A 16,865-nucleotide genomic window follows, 5' to 3' on the forward strand; every position below is an offset into this window, starting at 1 on the left:
CATTGCCGAACCTGTCAAAGGTGCGTGACCTTGATGGCGATATCATTAATGGGTATAAATCGTTTAATAGCATCGTTATCAGTGATATAGACAAGTCCTTGCACTTGCTTGGGTCGAAGCCCTATTCCAGTTCTGATCCACATTATAAGGTGATAGCGGGTGCAGGGTTTGATCAGGATGAGATCGTTTTGGGTCAGATCAGCGAGTGCGACCGGGCAGTCAAAGCGCAATTTGCCGGACTTCCTGTCCGTCATTTGCTGGATAGGGGTCATGACGACCAGAAACTCTTCGAACACATTAATGATTTGAGCAGTCATTTTGTTGTCCGCTTAAAGTCTTCCCGCAACTCGAACGAGTTTACATTCAACCAAAAAGGGAAGCCGCAGGCCGTCAAATTGGTCGATGCGCAATTGGAACAGGGATTTGAAGAAGTCCTGGATCGTTTTGTACGGAAGAACAAGGTGTATTCACAAGCCCGGATACACCTGGTGAAAGGCAGCTTGACACTGGGAGAAAAAACGTACACGGTCATCAGGGTTCATGTGCTTAACAGGACTCAAAATCCTGTATTCAAAGAGCCCATGATGCTGATAACCAATGAGATTGTCACTCACTTTCAGGAGGGATTTGCCATCTATCAAGCTTATCTACGACGTTCTAAAATAGAGTCCGTTTTTAATTTTTGAAAACAAATCTGGGTTGGGAGGATTTCAGGGTACGGGATTTTTATGTCATCCAGAATTTAATAGCCCTGTTTTTTTTGTGGGCGGGTATTTTTACGAAAACCAGCAAGAGATCACCAAAGACCCGCAGGCCAAGGTCATTTGCTCGCTTGCCAAAAGCAAAGGGAAGGTCACAAGGCATTTTTACCTCGAAGGATTGAAGATCATAGCAAATTTTCTACTGTTTCAGCAATTCATCAAAGATCAAAATTTAACACAACAGGATGTGGATCAGATAATTAAAACAATTTCATGACTTTTACCGAGTTTTCAATATTGTTGATATTTTGCCGTTCTGATATTAACCATGGATCAAACATTCCTCATAATTTCCGATCAAGTCAAAACGAACGCCATTATAGCAATTGTTGGGCTGGAAGTCGGGCGTTATAAGGTGTATATCCGAAGAAAAGGAAAGACCCCACCACAGCGTCGATACTGGCATAAATGCTTATCTGTAATGTGTGAAGGGACTGGTTACGAACTGATTAGTAATTTACTAGGCAATATCTTTTCCCAGCTTCCTGGGGAATCTTCCATTCTAAAGACCCCCTTGGAACCTTTATTTAATTGATGTGCCTGGGCCTCCCCAATTAGACAAAAGGCTTGATTTTACTTCTTCAATATTTCTGTGTTTGTAAATAAGGAGTATTATTTGGATATTTATATCAAAGTTCAACTAGAAAAATTTAGGTGAACAATTCGGGACTCAGGTTTTTACGATAGCTTTAAAATATTGATTTTCAGCTAGATAACAGATAGGTTCAAATCTCTTCCTGACATTCTTTGACACTGCAACATTCCCGGAAATCCCGTTCAAACTAAACGGCTATATGACAGTAACCGGAGACATAAACTTATTCATTGAAAAACAGGCAATATCAATCCGCACCTATAAAGGTTCTGAGGTCGTACACAATTCACTGATGCAGCACCTGCGCAGTTTAAAGGAAATCGTATTGAACCAATGAATAACTACCAGCGAAATATCGAAAATCGTTTGAAAATGTCATTTTGTCTAAGCTGCTGCGCAATACTTTTTTAAGTTTTACTGTATAATTCTCCCAAAATGAGACAGCAGAATCTTCTTAAAAATTAGATTACTTCTACGCTTAAAAATTTCTTACCATATCACTTTGCATAGGTAATTTAATTCCAACCTTGAATACTCCATAATATTCGTTTATTTCATTTCTCCTCAGATCAGTAAATAAATCGCTTGATCCATTTTTCTGATCTGGATAAATGATCAAACAGTCTATAACTTTATCTTTCGATACTCCGAGGAAGTCATATACTTTTCTCAAACGAGCATAACCACTCACCTGGCGAATATCTAAATGGTCTACTTTAGATGTATATCTAATTTTATATTTAGCATCAACAACCATCTTATAATCGTCAGAGTTAAGTAAAAAATCGAGCTTGTTCCCTCGGTTCCCGAATTGATAATTAATGGTGCTGACTTTTGGAAAACGATCCTTTAAAAGTCCTAACACGTAAAGCTCAAACAATTTGCTCATGTCAATCCAAAAGGGAGGAGTTCTGATTTTCTCCGATCGGTCAGTATTATTAATATTATAGCCAAATCTTTTTAGGATTAACTTTGCCAGGGAAATTGCCTGAGTGTATTCTTTGTAAAAGGCACTTATATGGCTCTGTTTTATTTCTGATAAATTTACCTCATCGCTCACTGATACAAATGCCGGCATAATGTAATTGAGCATATCGAGGGAGTACTTGTCGGTGTGCGAGATACTTAAACTCGGCAGATAACGGTTGATAAATATCAATGCTCTTTTCAATAAGCGATTTTCGAGTCCATTCACCCCGAACTCATCATACATGCAAAAAGTATGTAATGGCCTGTTTTTTAGGATATTATGTTTAACCGTTTGCCCAACCATGACTTTACCCTTTACTTTTGCTTGCAAATTATTCGATACCTTATAATACGATTTCCTTAATCCCTTTCTGGTAATCTCTTTTACAATTCGCAAAAATTGCACCACTAGTAAAGGTGTTAACAAGTCCTGTTGTTGTGAAATTTCTATGAAGGGAGAATCAAACTTAACTTCAAATAATTCTTCGGTATGTTGGGCTATATCCGGATGTTTCAATGCAGAAAAAAGCATTTTTAAATAATCTGTCTGCCCGCTTTCTTTATCAAGTTTAGGTGCAACGTACAAAGCAGTCTCGTTTTCGACAATCCAGTCTACGCCCACGAAATAAGACAACTTACAACGATGTCCTAATTGATCCTTCTCGATTGTAAAACAATTCTGATCGCCTTTCTTTTTTAAAAAATCGTATTTGTAAACTTCAGAATTAAGAAAGGGTAGTTGAATATCAACTTTTCCTTCAAAATGTTCAAAATGAGAAATGAGCCTAAACATGCAGTTCTAATATTTTATTCTCAGCGTTTGGCATAAGTAACCCATCTTTTAGATATTCTTTTAGTAAAGGGAGTATTTCATATTTAAGCCTTAACTCTAATTGCTGTCTTACCTCAAAGTCATTCTCTTTTTCAGACATAAAGTAGCTATGGCCAATCCATATATCTTCCGGCCGAAAATCCGCTGCTACGTAAATTGATCGCTCAGGTTTAGGATCATGCCAATTCACCGAATCATAGTTACTTACAAATAATTCTGAAACCGCTTTGAAAAGATCTTTGGCAACCGAATGGATATATTCCGGAGAAGGCAATACATCCACAAAAGCAAAGCGACGTCGGATTGCATAGTCAATATGTCCAACACTGCGGTCAGCAGTATTCATGGTTCCGATAATGAACAGGTTTGGTGGTAATATTAAGTTCCGATTTCCTTCCAGGTCATAAATACTTTGGACAGTTTCTCCTCGATACTCCAAAGCATAAATCAATTCTCCGAGTACTGCAGGTAGGTTAGCCCTGTTTATTTCATCAATGATAAGAACGTAGTTAAGTAGGGTTTGATCAATCGGCTTGTCTTCAAATTGAGACTTCGTTTCTAAGAATTTCCTAAACCTTAGAAGCATATCAAAAATATAGGTTGACCGGTGTTTTGCAAGACCCGATATACCTTCAACTTTTCTCACTTCCTGGCCTTTTTTAATATCACTGAAGTAGGATAGTAAAACATCAGAAAATTTAATCTTGTCTGTCCAACTCGTGCCGGAAATTTGAAAATAATCTGACCCTATTGAGATAACGGAGACTTTTTCTGTAAGGGGAAATTTGCCATCGTTATCAATTTCATGTTGAACTTCCTCGAAAAATAATTCCAGTTCCTCATTAACCCATTTCTCGAATGATAAGGTATGAATGTCTTTCTTGGAATTCTCATAATTTTCCAGGGCTTCAGTTGCAAATTCCGCTAGAATTTTGTTCTCACTTTTATATTCAACGGCAGCTCCGTTTGTTCGGGCAGTGATTCCCCGAACAAAATCTTCATAACTATAAGCAGGATGGAATTGAACAAGTTTAATTTGATCTGTTAAAATCGAATCAGTAAATCTGTTCGAAATGTATTCTGCAATTGCATCCGGATATGCATCAGAACCTTTTTTTGAAACGCTTTTGACTTTTAGACTTTTCACCACTCGGTTGTAATTCAACGATACAATTCCTTCTTTTGGTGATTTAACTGTCATTGTTTCATCTCCTAATTTCGAAATGGTCAAAAAACTTTCAGTACCGTAAGGAATGTGCTCGCCTATGTGGAGCAATGCTTTTATATTCTCAATAGTTAAAACGACCCCTTCATCATTTCTGTTCAAACCTGCCAGTTTGTTAGCAATTTTTTTTGCTGTAAATGTTTTCCCAGTCCCAGGAGGCCCCTGCAAAATAATTTGCTTTTTATATTTGAGTAAATCTATTATATCATTCATACTTTCAGATTCATTTGGAATTACAACTTGATTATTCAACTCGGCATGGAGTGAGGATAAAGAATCGATCTCCTGTAATTTTTGCCAACCAAACTCGGTAGATACTTCTTTGACAGTTCCATAAGGACCGCCAGCTATAGTATCCCCTCCAATACCGTGTAAAGGGATTCCATCCTCAACATTACCAAGATCTTGGAAAAACCATTCTTTGACATCAGTCCACAAATTCCAATCTTCGTCATCGGTCGTTCGATTTCCCAATACCTTTCCATAGGCAACCAGTTTTCTGTCAAATTTCAATAATACTATGCTGCCAGGTTTGATTTCTTCGTATACACCTTTTTGCTTCGCATCCTTGTGTAGAATAAAGGCTGAGTTTGTTACAATCCGGTCAAGATTTTGTCTCGCATAGTCTTTTGTAGGATCTCCAACACTACAGACATAGAATTTAATTGGTTGCTGCATGATTTTGAGATTCGGTAGGGTATTGTTTTCTATTGATTATTGGAGTATGAGAACGCCTTTTCCATTTCTTGCAATTCCAGCCCACCGCAGAATCCCTACAATTGGTGAGATTCTGCGGAAAACGACTTGGCCTACCTGCTTTTGAAAAACTTTCTGTCCAACATATCCCTCTATTGAATCTAAGGGCAAACCAGGATCGCCGAGCAAATTATTCATTGCACTTCCTTTCATCACTGGAATTCCGACTCCGTTTCTGATGAGTAGGTCGATTGCTGAATCGAATACTTCCCAAACCAGCACTGGGTTATTCCCAAGATTGTCAACCCTGATTCCTTCAGTTACCATACTGGCAATAAAATATTTGTTCCTTGTTATCAGCGGTATTTGCTGCTCAACACCAATGGCTCCAAATTTCTTTTTAATAATTTCAACGTATTGAAAATTTTTCATTTTGAGGAGGTTAATAATGTTACTTTTTTCTAAATTATACCGTACCTAATACCCTTTTCAACGAATCAATAAAAGCCATCTTCGTAGCATCGTCTTTTGAAATTGCCCGATATAGGTCAAGTTCATTTCGGCGCTGCTTGCCCATAACTTCTTCAAAAATTCTTCTAAAAGCAAGCTCTCGGTTTTGTAGGTCGGGATTATTTAAATATTTGTCTTCGTAGTCCGGGTGGACCTGGATGGATTTTGCCAGGCTTACAAATTTCACTCGCTGTTCTTCCGGGGTTGCTTCCCAGCCCTGAAACCAACGTTCATTAAAACTGTTGACAATAAGTTCCAACGGATCTTCCGTTGCGTCTGAATCATGAGCACCTCGTGGATTTGGATTTTGAGGATCTAATTCTGTTTCGGCAGCATCCAGGCCGATGGATGCATTCAGTTTTACACGTTCAAGGCCATAAGTGGAAAGGTCAACTGAATCCAGCAATTCGTCGTAGACCTTATCGTCACCAGTACTTATGATGAGTTTTGGAATCAAAAATTTTAGAAACCAAAATAGCTTTTCCCAGTTAACTATTTCATAAGGCAGTATGGATGCCATTTGTCCGTATATTTTAACAAATTGCTTGGCTAATATCTTGATTTGGGCTTTACCATTGTCGTCCAGTTCAAGTTCCGAATTGAATCTTTTGGCGGCAATATCAATAATAGTACTAAGTTGTTCCACGTTTACGCCCTTGAAATATTTATCAATAAAATCCTCCACTTCTGTCCATTCATATACGCCTGTTTCGTCCAATGTACTTTTGATATCATGCAGTACATTGACATCCGTCGCGGAATTGAGTGTCGTTGATGTATAAAAAGGGTCAAAAGCATCCTTAATTTCGTCGGTTGAATTGAAAAAATCTAAGACAAATAAATCCTCCGTTTTTTTACCTAGCTGGTCCGCAGAGCGGTTCAACCTGCTTAAAGCCTGTACTGCCAGAACACTCTGCAATTTTTTGTCAACATACATGGCCGAAAGTTTTGGCTGATCAAAACCAGTCAAATACTTGTTGGCTACCACCAGGATTCGATATTCATCCATGTTAAAGTACCGTGCGATTTTGTCGCTGATGTAACCCGGGTCGGCCGGTTTGGCCGTATCAAGTGTTGTGGGGAAATTGTTGATCGTGTCCTCTGTGTATTCGATACCGTCGACTAACTTCTTGCCAGAAAACGCAATGGCGATACGGAATGGATTTCCTCTATCATCTAATAATTGCTTAAGCGCAAAATAATATCTGACAGCCGACTCAATACTTTGCGTAACTACCATCGCTTTGGCTTTACCTTTCAATTTCTTGGTATTAACTACCTTCGAAATAAAATGATCCAGCATAATTTCCGCTTTGGTACCAATCGTCTGCCGGTGCTGCTCCACGAAACCTTTCAGTTTCTTCTGAGCCTTTGCCGTATCAAACATCGGATTATCTTCTATCGATTTTTCAATCTCATAATAGCTGCGATACGTCGTATAATTAGCCAGTACATCCAAAATGAAGCCTTCTTCGATGGCCTGTTTCATGGAATACAAATGGAACGGTCGGAACCCACCACCTTCTTTGGGCACGCCAAATTTTTCAAGCGTACAGTTTTTGGGTGTGGCTGTGAAAGCAAAATAGGATGCATTACCACGCATTTTTCGCGACCGCATAATTTCAATGATTTTTTCCTGAGGGTCAGGATCGTCTTCTTCATTGGCCGACGTGCCCAGCGCCTGGTTCATATTATTAGCTGCTGTTCCGCTTTGGCTTCCATGCGCTTCGTCAATTATTACAGCAAAACGTTTATCACTCAGATCAGCGATTCCATCAATAATAAATGGGAATTTCTGAATGGTCGTGATGATGATGCGCTTGCCGCTTTCCAGGCTTTCTTTGAGCTCTTTGGAAGAATAGGCTGGTGCAACGATGTTTTTCACTTCCGAAAACTCCCTGATATTTTCGCGCAGCTGCTTGTCTAACAATCGTCTGTCCGTTACTACAATCACAGAATCAAACAGCGGATTATCAATACCCTTACTACCTGGCACCTGATCGTTTTCAGGATAGGTTTCAATCAGCTGATACGCTGCCCAGGTAATAGAATTGGACTTTCCTGATCCTGCCGAATGTTGTATGAGATAGCTTTTCCCAACACCATACTGACTAACATCGGCAATCAGTTTTCGTACCACATCCATCTGATGATAACGCGGAAAGTATAATCGTTTTTTGGTTAACGGATCACTATCCTTGCCATCAAAACGAACAAAGTGCTGCATGATGTTGGCCACACTCTGCCGAGTCAGCACTTCGTTCCATAAGTAGGCAGTTTTGTGTCCGAAAAGATTTATTGGATTGCCTTTGCCAAAATCGTCCCCCAGGTTAAATGGAAGAAAGAAAGTGTTCTTTCCGTCGAGTTTTGTCGTCATATACGCTTCGTCTGTATCAACGGCGAAATGAACGATACAACGGCCAAAATTTAATAACGGCTGCGTAATGTCGCGTTCGTTTTTATATTGATTTTGCCCATGGAATTTGGCATTTTGTCCCGTCCACTGGTTTTTTAGTTCCATGGTGGCAAAGGGCAAACCATTCACAAACAACACCATGTCAATTTCCTCACCCGGTTTGGTAAGAGAATAACGTACCTGACGGGTTACACTAAACTGATTACTTTCAAAATTTTGTTTGATCGCCTCACTGCTGCTGGCAAGGGGCAACACAAATAGAAATGTAAAATGAGCATCTTCCACATCCAGCCCTTTACGCAGAATACGAATGATACCATTCTTTTTTAACATTCTGTCGAGCCGCTCCAATATTTTCAGTTTCCAGTCACTTTGTTTTTGCAACTTAGCCAGCTCATCTTTTTGTGTAGTCTCTAAAAAATCCCAAAGCCTCACCTCATCCACCGCATATCGTGCATTGAAATCACCGGGTAATCCCAAATAATATCCCTGTCCACTCCGGTACAGCGGCCTTCGTTCTTCCAGAGTAGGAAGCGCTGAAATGGGTTTCTGGTATTCTTCTAGGGATGTACCTGTTAACTTTTTTTCAATAGTGGCTTCAAGAGCGGCTTCGTTGGTTTGGCTGGGCATCAGGAGGTTTTAGAAATTACTAAAATTAGGTTATATTTGAAGCTATGAAATTATTTGAAAAATATTCCAAGCTGCGCCAGAAGGCATATGTTACATCCATGGTCACCGATATGGTGAGCGGTAGCATGGCGTTGGAAAATCAGGAAGTTCCCCAGCCACAGATACAGGCAATCGTTATAGCGCTGTTACGTGAAGCAGAATTAAAAGGCCGTGAGTTCATTAAGAATTAGGTTTGTAAGTTCCTGAATATCGCCTCCTTTGTCAGCACTTTGATTCATTTGATTTTTGTGATTGCTATGATTACCTACTGGGTTTATTTGGATTCTCTGGCTTGATCTTCTTGTTGAGTAGTCGTTTGAAATTCAAGCTGGTTTCTCCGAAGCTAATCAGTAATCCTACTTCCAGATTATACGCTTCCAGGTAATTGATCGCCTGAGCAAAATGTACGTCTTCCAGTTTCGTCAAAGCTTTAAGTTCAACGGATATTATACTCTGCACTAAAAAATCAACCCGCCTCGTACCAATATGCTGATCTCTATAATAAATCGGCATCTCAAATTCCCTGTTAAACAAAATCCCAGAAAGTTCCAATTCAATCGCTAGTGCCCGTTGCTAAATGACTTCCTGAAACCCATTCCCTAAGGCCCGATGAACTGTCATACAACAACCAATAATTTTAGAAGTCAGCTCAGAATATTTATACTGCTCATTTATCATGACTCTGATTCGTTTGATTCTTGTGATTGCCTTGATTACACCTTTTGTCTGCACGTTGATTCTTGTGATTTTTTTGATTCCACTGATGACGATCAAACGCCTATCAAATCAAACGCCACTACCCAATAAAATACAAAAAATAATAAAACAAAATCATAAAATCATAAAAATCACACAAATCACAGTTCAGACCTTTATTTTCCCCGTCACCGCACTATTAATCAAAGTTGATTTGTATTCCTTTAACTTTTCAATTTCTTTTTGTTTCAGGGAAATGGCGGTGGCGATTTTTTTACTGACGATTTCTATGAAAGAAACAATTTTTTTCTGCTCCTCAAATGGAGGGAGAATTGTTGTCAATTGTTTAAATTCATGCCAATACAATCTCTTTCTAAAATCCGTTATCCCCTTAGAAACCCGGTTCATTTCCTGAATATAAATGCTTGTTCTGTACTGATATTCAGCATAATTAGCGTCCAGTTTCTTGTTTGGCTTTGCTACAACGTAAGCCGGACTTACCATCCCATCTACACGCACAGCTCCGATAGCTCCTTGCCATGCCCGCATCATGTTAAACACAATGTCGTCAACTTCCACAAGTTTGTAGCTACTTTTGTCTTCAATTTTAACTTTGCCACGGATGTTAGATTCTTCATCCAATTCCTCAGATGAAATTGCAGTATGAATAGAAACAGATAACAACGGAAGCCCTTCTCGCCCAGGCTGATTTCTTTCAGTAAAAAGAACTCTATTTGCAAAAATCTCCCAATGCTCAGGAATCTCCCCGATCCAGCTAATACCCGAATCCTTCATCTTAAAATCCGGATCCAACCCACGAGTTACTGCATTATGAATAAGAATTTGCTTGCGTTCTTTGAGTAATTCTATTTGTTTTTCTTTGATGGAAATGGCTTGGCCAATTTGAGCCGTTTTGCGATCGAGAAAGTTGGCGATGGCGGTTTGTTCGGCGGGAGAAGGTACTGGAAAATAAAAATTCCCAAGAATATTTCTACTAATTCTCTTCATTATTGCGCCACGTGATTCTATCTCAGAAAACGAAAAGTATAGTGGGGAATTCATTAAGTAAACATAATATTTTCGATTGTAGGTGTCATCTGGTCTACAAATAACAACATCTACGGATACAATAGACGGTCGGTCAGTTTTCGGAGCTAAACAACATCTTCCGAGCGGGACGTTTAATCTTGATATTAAAATGTCATTCACTTCAACCTTTGTACATCGAAGTTTTTTAAAGGTTTCTGAGGTAATATAGCTTTGGTCAGAATCCTTGAATTGTAATTCGCCAATATTTCCAGTAGTAAAGTAATTAAAATCATATCCACCAATGTCCTTACTTTCTATCCAGTCGCCATCAATAAATAAAGATTGTTTTTCTTTAAAGAAATTTTTTAATTTTTGAATTTTCCAATTCTTAGGAACAATTCCCAGCCAATCAACACCCGAATCTTTATACTCACTGTATTTCTCAAACATCAGTTCTTTCCATTAAAACATCAGCACCTATACCTAAACCCAAAATCTCCCGAATCAACCCATCACTTTCCACTTCCAAGGCCAATATATCAGCGGCCACATCTTCAATATTTCGCAAAGGTTTGTGGCGGTAGAAATACTTATTGAAACTGATTTCATACCCAATTTTGGTAGCGTCCAGTGTAATCCAGGCTTCGGAAACGTGTGGTTTTACTTCTTTTAAAAAGTATTCGTAAATATTCTCTTTCAGTGGTACATTTTCCGTATCACGCAAATCGCTTTCTGTTTCGTACTGCAGATATTCGCCTTTTTTGCCAGTTGGAAAATAACCGTAATCGGCCAGCTGTCCTTCCTTAGAATCCAAGTAATTCAGTAGCTTTTCCAGTTTTTCGCCGGCGAATTTGGTAATTCCTTTTATTACTTTTTCAGCCGAAGCATCATACCAGCTTACGGCATTCAGGATTGCATTCTTTTCAGAGGAAGTCAGTTTGTTACTTAGTTTTTTAAGAGCCGCATCTACTTTTTCCCTAAAAATATTGAAGTCGCTAAATTCTTCGGTACCAATCATTGCCAACAGTTCCGATGCACTGTTCAACAAATCCAGCTGCTTTTGCCAGATTTCTTTGCTCGTGAGTACTTTGGCTTGTTTAGCATTCAGGTTTAGCTCATTTTTTTCGCAGTATTCCAAAATTGCTTTTTCATGAGCGGCAATATTGGTATACACTTCTTCCCCAAATTCAGTATAAGCCCAGGTCATGGGTTCGCGCAAGGATTTTTCAAAACGGAGGTCTGCTATACGCTCTTCGGTAAACTGCGCTTTCAGGCGCTTTGGCCTGTCAATGGTAACTTTGTAATAACCAAAATCAGCATTATCAAAAATCTGCGACGCAATGCCGCTTTCGCCTTCCCGCTCAATCGCTTCCAGGCTGGTATAAACTTGTACAATCTCTTTAATATGTTCAGGAGCAAATTCACAGTTTTTGTTACCAAGGTTTTTACGCAGCTTACGGTAAAGTTGCCCAGCATCAATAAGCTGCACTTTCCCCTGGCGATGTGGCGCTTTGTTATTGCTTAGAATCCAGATATAAGTCGTAATTCCGGTATTGTAAAACAAGTTATTCGGCAATTGAACAATAGCTTCAAGCCAATCGTTTTCAATAATATACCGCCGAATATTACTTTCTCCTCCACCGGCATCGCCCGTAAATAAACTGGAACCATTATGTACCGAAGCAATGCGCGAACCACTTGCGCTTTTCTCTTTTGATTTCATTTTAGAAACCATTTCCATCAGGAAAAGCAGCTGTCCGTCCGAAGAACGTGGCGTTGCATCGGCGTCATCTTCCACACCCCAGTAATCTTTCAGTCTGATCTGGAAACGCGGATCAATAATATCTTTTCCATCCTTGATATACTTCTGCTCACTCGCCCAGGACTTGCCATAAGGCGGATTGGACAGCATGAAGTCAAAACTCGTTCCGGCAAATTCATCCGTAGAAAGCGTAGAGCCCACCCGGATATTCTCCGGATTGTTGCCCTTGATCATCATATCCGACTTACAGATCGCATACGTTTCATCGTTGATTTCCTTGCCATACAGATACACATCACCTTTGGCCCGGATCCCGCCTTCTTCATCTTTGATAAAATTCTGGGATTCCGTCAGCATACCACCGCTTCCGCAAGCCGGATCATAAATTGTCATCACAGGCGGCAACTTATCTTTAATCGGATCAAAAATGATATGCGTCATCAGGTCAATTACTTCACGCGGCGTAAAGTGCTCCCCTGCTTCCTCGTTATTATCCTCGTTAAATTTCCGTATCAATTCTTCAAAAACATAACCCATTCCTAAATTAGAAAGCGGCTGTAATTTGCGGCCATCCGGATCTACTTTTTCAAAAGGTGTAAGATTGATGTAAGAAGAAGTGAATTTTTCCAGGACGTTCAGTAATACGTCCTTATTGGCCATGTGCCTAACCTGGCTTTTTAGCTTAAACTTTTCAATAATCTCTTTGACATTCGCACTGAATCCATTGAGATATTCTTCAAAATTGCCTTGTAATATTTGCTGGCTATTGGTCGCCGTGTTGTGTAGTCGCTGTAAAGTCCAGGGACTGGTATTGTAAAACACATATCCCGAAGCCTGCATCAGTCCATTTTCGTCCCATTCTGTGAAACCGGCTTCGTCTTTTTGAAATGCCAGTTCTTCCATGACAGCGTCTTTAGTAGGTTCCAGCAACGCATCTAATCGCCTTAATACCACCATCGGAAGAATTACATCCCGGTATTTTCCACGCACATATACATCACGCAGACAGTCGTCCGCGATAGACCAGATAAAAGAAACAAGTTTATTGTGTACTGAATGATTCATTGAAGTTATTTTAAAGGCAATAATTGGCCAGAGGGCACTTGAAGTAAATGTAATAGCTTTGTCCAGCTGAAAAAAGGAATAATATTAGTTTTTACATCACATTGATTCGAATCACTCTTTTCATCGCAAATCATAATCATAGCTAATGTATTTAATTCGTGGCAACTGAATTGCATTTTAGGACTCATTTGCTGACTCAATCAGCCATCTGAGATTAAATTTTCAAATTAAGGTTAATAGTGATCTAAATAATTGTCATAAGCCAAAATTTCTCTCGGGATTATTTTTAAATAAATAGCTCGGAATGGTGGTAAAGTTTTACTGGAATACGCAACGTAGCGGTAACAATAAAAAAATGAATCTTTTTGTTTTATGAATAATTGGATTAATTCTCCACGAGATTAACGCAGTGGACGATAATTATTGTTAATTAATAGCGAAGCGATTTTAGAACTAAAAATCACTCGCATTTAGATACGATGTAATCAATTTTGAGATATTGTACCTTATACACAATTTGGACTGCTTTCTCCTACTAACAATTAGTGTTATAAGTAGAAGTCTTTAATTTTTAGTACAATGAAGTATAGATAAAGGGTTAGGACCATGATATTTCGCTCTTGGTATTAAGCTCCACGAGCTTACCTTTTCTGAAAGTGTGGTTGGGAAGTTTTCCGCTAACATAATTCCCGCCTTCCTTGAAAAAAACAGCATGGGATTTTTTTTGTAAGCTTAACATTTTCATTTTTTAATGATTAAGAATAAAACTTCAACTTACAAAAAACAAGACTCTACCTAATTAAATTGATTATATTCAGTGAATTAAGAGCCTCATGATGATAATATATGTAAATTCTAACCATTCTTAAAAATTGAAAAATCCTATAAATTAATTATTTATAGGATTTTTATTATTAATGTTTTTTTCAGAACGCTTAGATCTTTAATTTTAGATATTCAGCAATCTCATTTTTGTTCTTGTCAATGTATTTAAGTCCGTAAAATGCGGAGCCTATTGCTTCATGGGTAAGTCCGGAACTTTTTATTCTATCTTCTAACTTGTCTTTTGCTATAACCACATCATTTTTATTTAGGATACCACCTTTTTCCAATTCAAGCCAGCCTCCATTACTGGTGTCCACCATTTTGATAGCAGAAGCGCGCTGCTGGTATAGTTGATTACGGGAAAGATTAGTTACAGCTGCAAAAAATAGTTGTGGTTTACCGCCCCTAGCTAATTCACGGCAGAAAGCGACAGGTTTTAGTTCAAGAATATTATTTTTAACTATTCCAACTTCTTCTTCTAATTCTGAATACATATGATTCATAAAATAATTTTCGAAATTAACTTCAACATTAGTATCGGGCCATCTGGCCGCTCCCGATGAGGTACAGTGAATTGCTTTTGGAAATACCCCAATTTTCTCTACTCGCTTTACAAAATAGGGAACTAATTTTCCACTTTCCTGATAGAATACTAAGGTAGCTATTCCAATAGTGTTGGCAAGACGGGTCTCACTAAATGGAGGAAGTTTTCTTGCATACTCTTTATCTAGAATTTTTCGTAAAGTGGGCTCATGTTGGTTGTTAGGATCAGGATGATAATCCAACACTAAATTTGAAAAAGCTTGATCATGGTAATGAGATTGTTGAATTGTTATAGATGTAGCATTCGCCGATACCTCACAGAGACGAATAATTGGTTCATTTGCTTTAAATCGTTTTTTTGCAAATAATGCATCAAACCCTTGTTTACTTAGCTGTTCCCATTCATGGCTCCCCTTAGCAAGAGAAAATGGATCAGGATTGATGGAAATTTTCATATTCTGAATTGGGTTGTTTATGGAATCTACCCAATTTGCTATTTCTTCATAAGGTATAAATGTTTTACCGTTGTGAAAACCTATGCGTTTGTCCAGAATATAGTGGTCATTTAACTCTAGGACATTGTAATTAATAAAGGGATCAGGATTGTTCTTGTAATAATCCACAATAACCTGTCTTAACTGCTTCACGACTAAAGGAACAACTTCTTTCGTCACCGCTGCAACTGTTTGTAGGGCAATATTTAATAAAACATTAATTTCTGTCATGGCCAATTGGAGACAATTAAATTCTAGGATTAATTATTTTAAAATTTTAGTGCATTTTATAAATTTAAATCCTTTTAATAGATTTTATCCTTTTTTGATGAAATCTAATTCCATTATTTAGTTTGTGGGTGATGAGAATTTAATATCAAGAAGTTAATCAAGGCAAATATAGCATTGAAGTTGTTTAGGATTTAGTAAAGGATTCCCAAAGTAATGTGAATTTTGTGGTGTCGAATCATAAAAAGCACTTACGGTGGAAATCCTGGATAAAAATACAATTGAGAAATACATACTACCAAATTTAAGTATTGGTTTGCGGGGGAAAGATTGCGAACCTGATTTTTTGCTTGAAATAATTTCTGCGATTATTTATCGCTTGAAAACCGGGTGCCAATGGAGGCAATTACCTGTAAAACAATTTTTTACTAAAAATATATTAACCTGGCAAGGCGTGTACTATCACTTCAACGAGTGGACAAAAGATGGAAGCTGGACGAAGGTTTGGACAAGTATTTTATCTTCTAATCGTCAGTATTTAGACTTACCCTGTATTCAATTAGATGGCAGTCATACACCCAGCAAGCGAGGAGGAGAAGCAGTAGGTTATCAAGGGAGGAAATCGACTAAAACAACGAATATGCTTTATTTAGCTGATAATCAAGGTCAAATGTTAGCTTGCGCAAGTCCGCAGGAAGGTCAGCATCATGACTTGTTCAACGTTCAAGAGCTTTTTGAAGAGCTTTGTCATATGCTTACAAAAGCTAATATTAATATAAAAGGACTTTTTTTGAATGCTGATTCGGGTTTTGACAGTACAGAACTTCGCCAAATCTGTAAAGACAAAGAAATTGAAGCTAATATTGATGTTAACATGCGTAAAAGCAAAACACATGAAAATCAATCTACTGAATATCAGTATTTTGACGAAGAACTATACAAAAGGCGAACTGTTATTGAACATGCTAATGCATGGATGGACAGCTTTAAAGCATTACTTATTCGGTTTGAAACCAAAGCTGCTAATTGGGTTGCTTTAATTCTTCTGGCCTTTTCAGTACGCTTTTTACTTAAAATTCAAATGAAAACTAAATCCTAAACAACTTCATTATGAGACCTGGTGTATTAAGCAAATAAGAGGCACTTAATTTGGAGAATATTATCGCCTTGCAGAATTACTCGTAAACAAAATCAGAGTGGATAGTATCAAAATGCCTGACCCTTTATGGATCATAATAAAAGAAACTCCGAAACATTTAGGCATGTTAGTCTCCAATAATATCACCAAGAGTTCCGCAAATTTATGGACGTATATTAAACCAGAAAACTAGTACTGAAAGCAGTGCGTGCGTTACGTAAGCTTAATCAAAAAATAGAACCGAAGTCAGACTACGGTGCCATCTAGTCAATTTTATTTCAATATTTACTTCTGCTTTTTCATATCCTCACTTACCTTCACATCCACGATCTTTGCAAACTACTAAGTGGTTTTCAAATGCCTTTGAACAAGAATCTTAGTCACACTTTCCATCAGAACCCCATTGGTCAGT

General features: G+C 38.2%; 12 protein-coding genes. 4 read left to right on the forward strand and 8 right to left on the reverse strand.

Annotated elements, in window-relative coordinates:
- Both FDK13_RS13540 and FDK13_RS36625 read left to right on the forward strand, forming a co-directional pair.
- Positions 1-686 (forward strand): hypothetical protein (locus tag FDK13_RS13540; RefSeq protein WP_170982796.1); only part of this gene is annotated, 686 nt, incomplete at its 5' end.
- Between the two features lie 812 nt (positions 687-1,498).
- A complete protein-coding gene (locus tag FDK13_RS36625; protein ID WP_374756101.1) occupies positions 1,499-1,693 on the forward strand; it encodes a DUF6965 family protein in 195 nt (64 codons plus the stop codon).
- 141 nt (positions 1,694-1,834) lie between these two features.
- Here the strand turns inward: FDK13_RS36625 and FDK13_RS13545 are convergent, their stop codons facing one another.
- From FDK13_RS13545 to FDK13_RS13565, 4 genes are read right to left on the reverse strand one after another with little or no spacing between them, the layout of a single operon-like run.
- Positions 1,835-3,118, reverse strand: coding sequence for a 5-methylcytosine restriction system specificity protein McrC (locus tag FDK13_RS13545; protein ID WP_137340546.1), 1,284 nt, complete (start codon positions 3,116-3,118; stop codon positions 1,835-1,837).
- Positions 3,111-5,060 carry an AAA family ATPase gene (locus tag FDK13_RS35825; protein ID WP_220417368.1) on the reverse strand — a complete coding sequence of 650 codons (1,950 nt, stop codon included), beginning with the start codon at positions 5,058-5,060 and terminating at the stop codon, positions 3,111-3,113. Before FDK13_RS35825 ends, FDK13_RS13545 begins: the two co-directional genes overlap by 8 nt.
- A gap of 36 nt (positions 5,061-5,096) precedes the next feature.
- Positions 5,097-5,510, reverse strand: a complete 414-nt coding sequence (locus FDK13_RS13560) for a hypothetical protein (protein WP_137340547.1) — start codon at positions 5,508-5,510, stop codon at positions 5,097-5,099.
- Between the two features lie 34 nt (positions 5,511-5,544).
- Positions 5,545-8,634, reverse strand: coding sequence for a type I restriction endonuclease subunit R (locus FDK13_RS13565; protein WP_137340548.1), 3,090 nt, complete (start codon positions 8,632-8,634; stop codon positions 5,545-5,547).
- 44 nt (positions 8,635-8,678) lie between these two features.
- Between FDK13_RS13565 and FDK13_RS13570 the strand changes: the two genes are divergently transcribed.
- Entirely contained in the window at positions 8,679-8,864 is a 186-nt protein-coding gene (locus tag FDK13_RS13570) for a hypothetical protein (protein WP_137340549.1), read from the forward strand.
- Between the two features lie 70 nt (positions 8,865-8,934).
- Here the strand turns inward: FDK13_RS13570 and FDK13_RS13575 are convergent, their stop codons facing one another.
- The 4 genes from FDK13_RS13575 to FDK13_RS13590 form a co-directional block, all read right to left on the reverse strand.
- Positions 8,935-9,186, reverse strand: a complete 252-nt coding sequence (locus FDK13_RS13575; RefSeq protein ID WP_374756099.1) for a GxxExxY protein — start codon at positions 9,184-9,186, stop codon at positions 8,935-8,937.
- Between the two features lie 351 nt (positions 9,187-9,537).
- Positions 9,538-10,848 carry a restriction endonuclease subunit S gene (locus tag FDK13_RS13580; protein WP_137340550.1) on the reverse strand — a complete coding sequence of 437 codons (1,311 nt, stop codon included), beginning with the start codon at positions 10,846-10,848 and terminating at the stop codon, positions 9,538-9,540.
- On the reverse strand, positions 10,841-13,225 hold the full coding sequence (locus tag FDK13_RS13585; RefSeq protein WP_137340551.1) for a type I restriction-modification system subunit M: 2,385 nt from the start codon (positions 13,223-13,225) through the stop codon (positions 10,841-10,843). The genes FDK13_RS13580 and FDK13_RS13585 overlap by 8 nt, the downstream gene beginning before the upstream one ends.
- Before the next feature lie 935 nt (positions 13,226-14,160).
- Positions 14,161-15,318, reverse strand: a complete 1,158-nt coding sequence (locus FDK13_RS13590) for a hypothetical protein (protein WP_137340552.1) — start codon at positions 15,316-15,318, stop codon at positions 14,161-14,163.
- Positions 15,319-15,571: 253 nt separating this feature from the next.
- Between FDK13_RS13590 and FDK13_RS13595 the strand changes: the two genes are divergently transcribed.
- On the forward strand, positions 15,572-16,414 hold the full coding sequence (locus FDK13_RS13595) for an IS5 family transposase (RefSeq protein ID WP_137340553.1): 843 nt from the start codon (positions 15,572-15,574) through the stop codon (positions 16,412-16,414).
- Positions 16,415-16,865: the final 451 nt, after the last annotated feature.

The organism is Dyadobacter frigoris (assembly GCF_005280585.1).
GTDB classification, from domain to species: Bacteria; Bacteroidota; Bacteroidia; order Cytophagales; family Spirosomataceae; genus Dyadobacter; species Dyadobacter frigoris.

What these genes read in the sequence shown, in the direction of transcription:
- FDK13_RS13565 (WP_137340548.1), bottom strand. Translation starts at nt 8,634, where the DNA reads ATGCCCAGCCAAACCAACGAAGCCGCTCTTGAAGCCACTATTGAAAAA.
- FDK13_RS13575 (WP_374756099.1), bottom strand. Translation starts at nt 9,186, where the DNA reads ATGCCGATTTATTATAGAGATCAGCATATTGGTACGAGGCGGGTTGAT.
- FDK13_RS13545 (WP_137340546.1), bottom strand. Translation starts at nt 3,118, where the DNA reads ATGTTTAGGCTCATTTCTCATTTTGAACATTTTGAAGGAAAAGTTGAT.
- FDK13_RS13570 (WP_137340549.1), top strand. Translation starts at nt 8,679, where the DNA reads ATGAAATTATTTGAAAAATATTCCAAGCTGCGCCAGAAGGCATATGTT.
- FDK13_RS13585 (WP_137340551.1), bottom strand. Translation starts at nt 13,225, where the DNA reads ATGAATCATTCAGTACACAATAAACTTGTTTCTTTTATCTGGTCTATC.
- FDK13_RS13590 (WP_137340552.1), bottom strand. Translation starts at nt 15,318, where the DNA reads ATGACAGAAATTAATGTTTTATTAAATATTGCCCTACAAACAGTTGCA.
- FDK13_RS13580 (WP_137340550.1), bottom strand. Translation starts at nt 10,848, where the DNA reads ATGTTTGAGAAATACAGTGAGTATAAAGATTCGGGTGTTGATTGGCTG.
- FDK13_RS13560 (WP_137340547.1), bottom strand. Translation starts at nt 5,510, where the DNA reads ATGAAAAATTTTCAATACGTTGAAATTATTAAAAAGAAATTTGGAGCC.
- FDK13_RS35825 (WP_220417368.1), bottom strand. Translation starts at nt 5,060, where the DNA reads ATGCAGCAACCAATTAAATTCTATGTCTGTAGTGTTGGAGATCCTACA.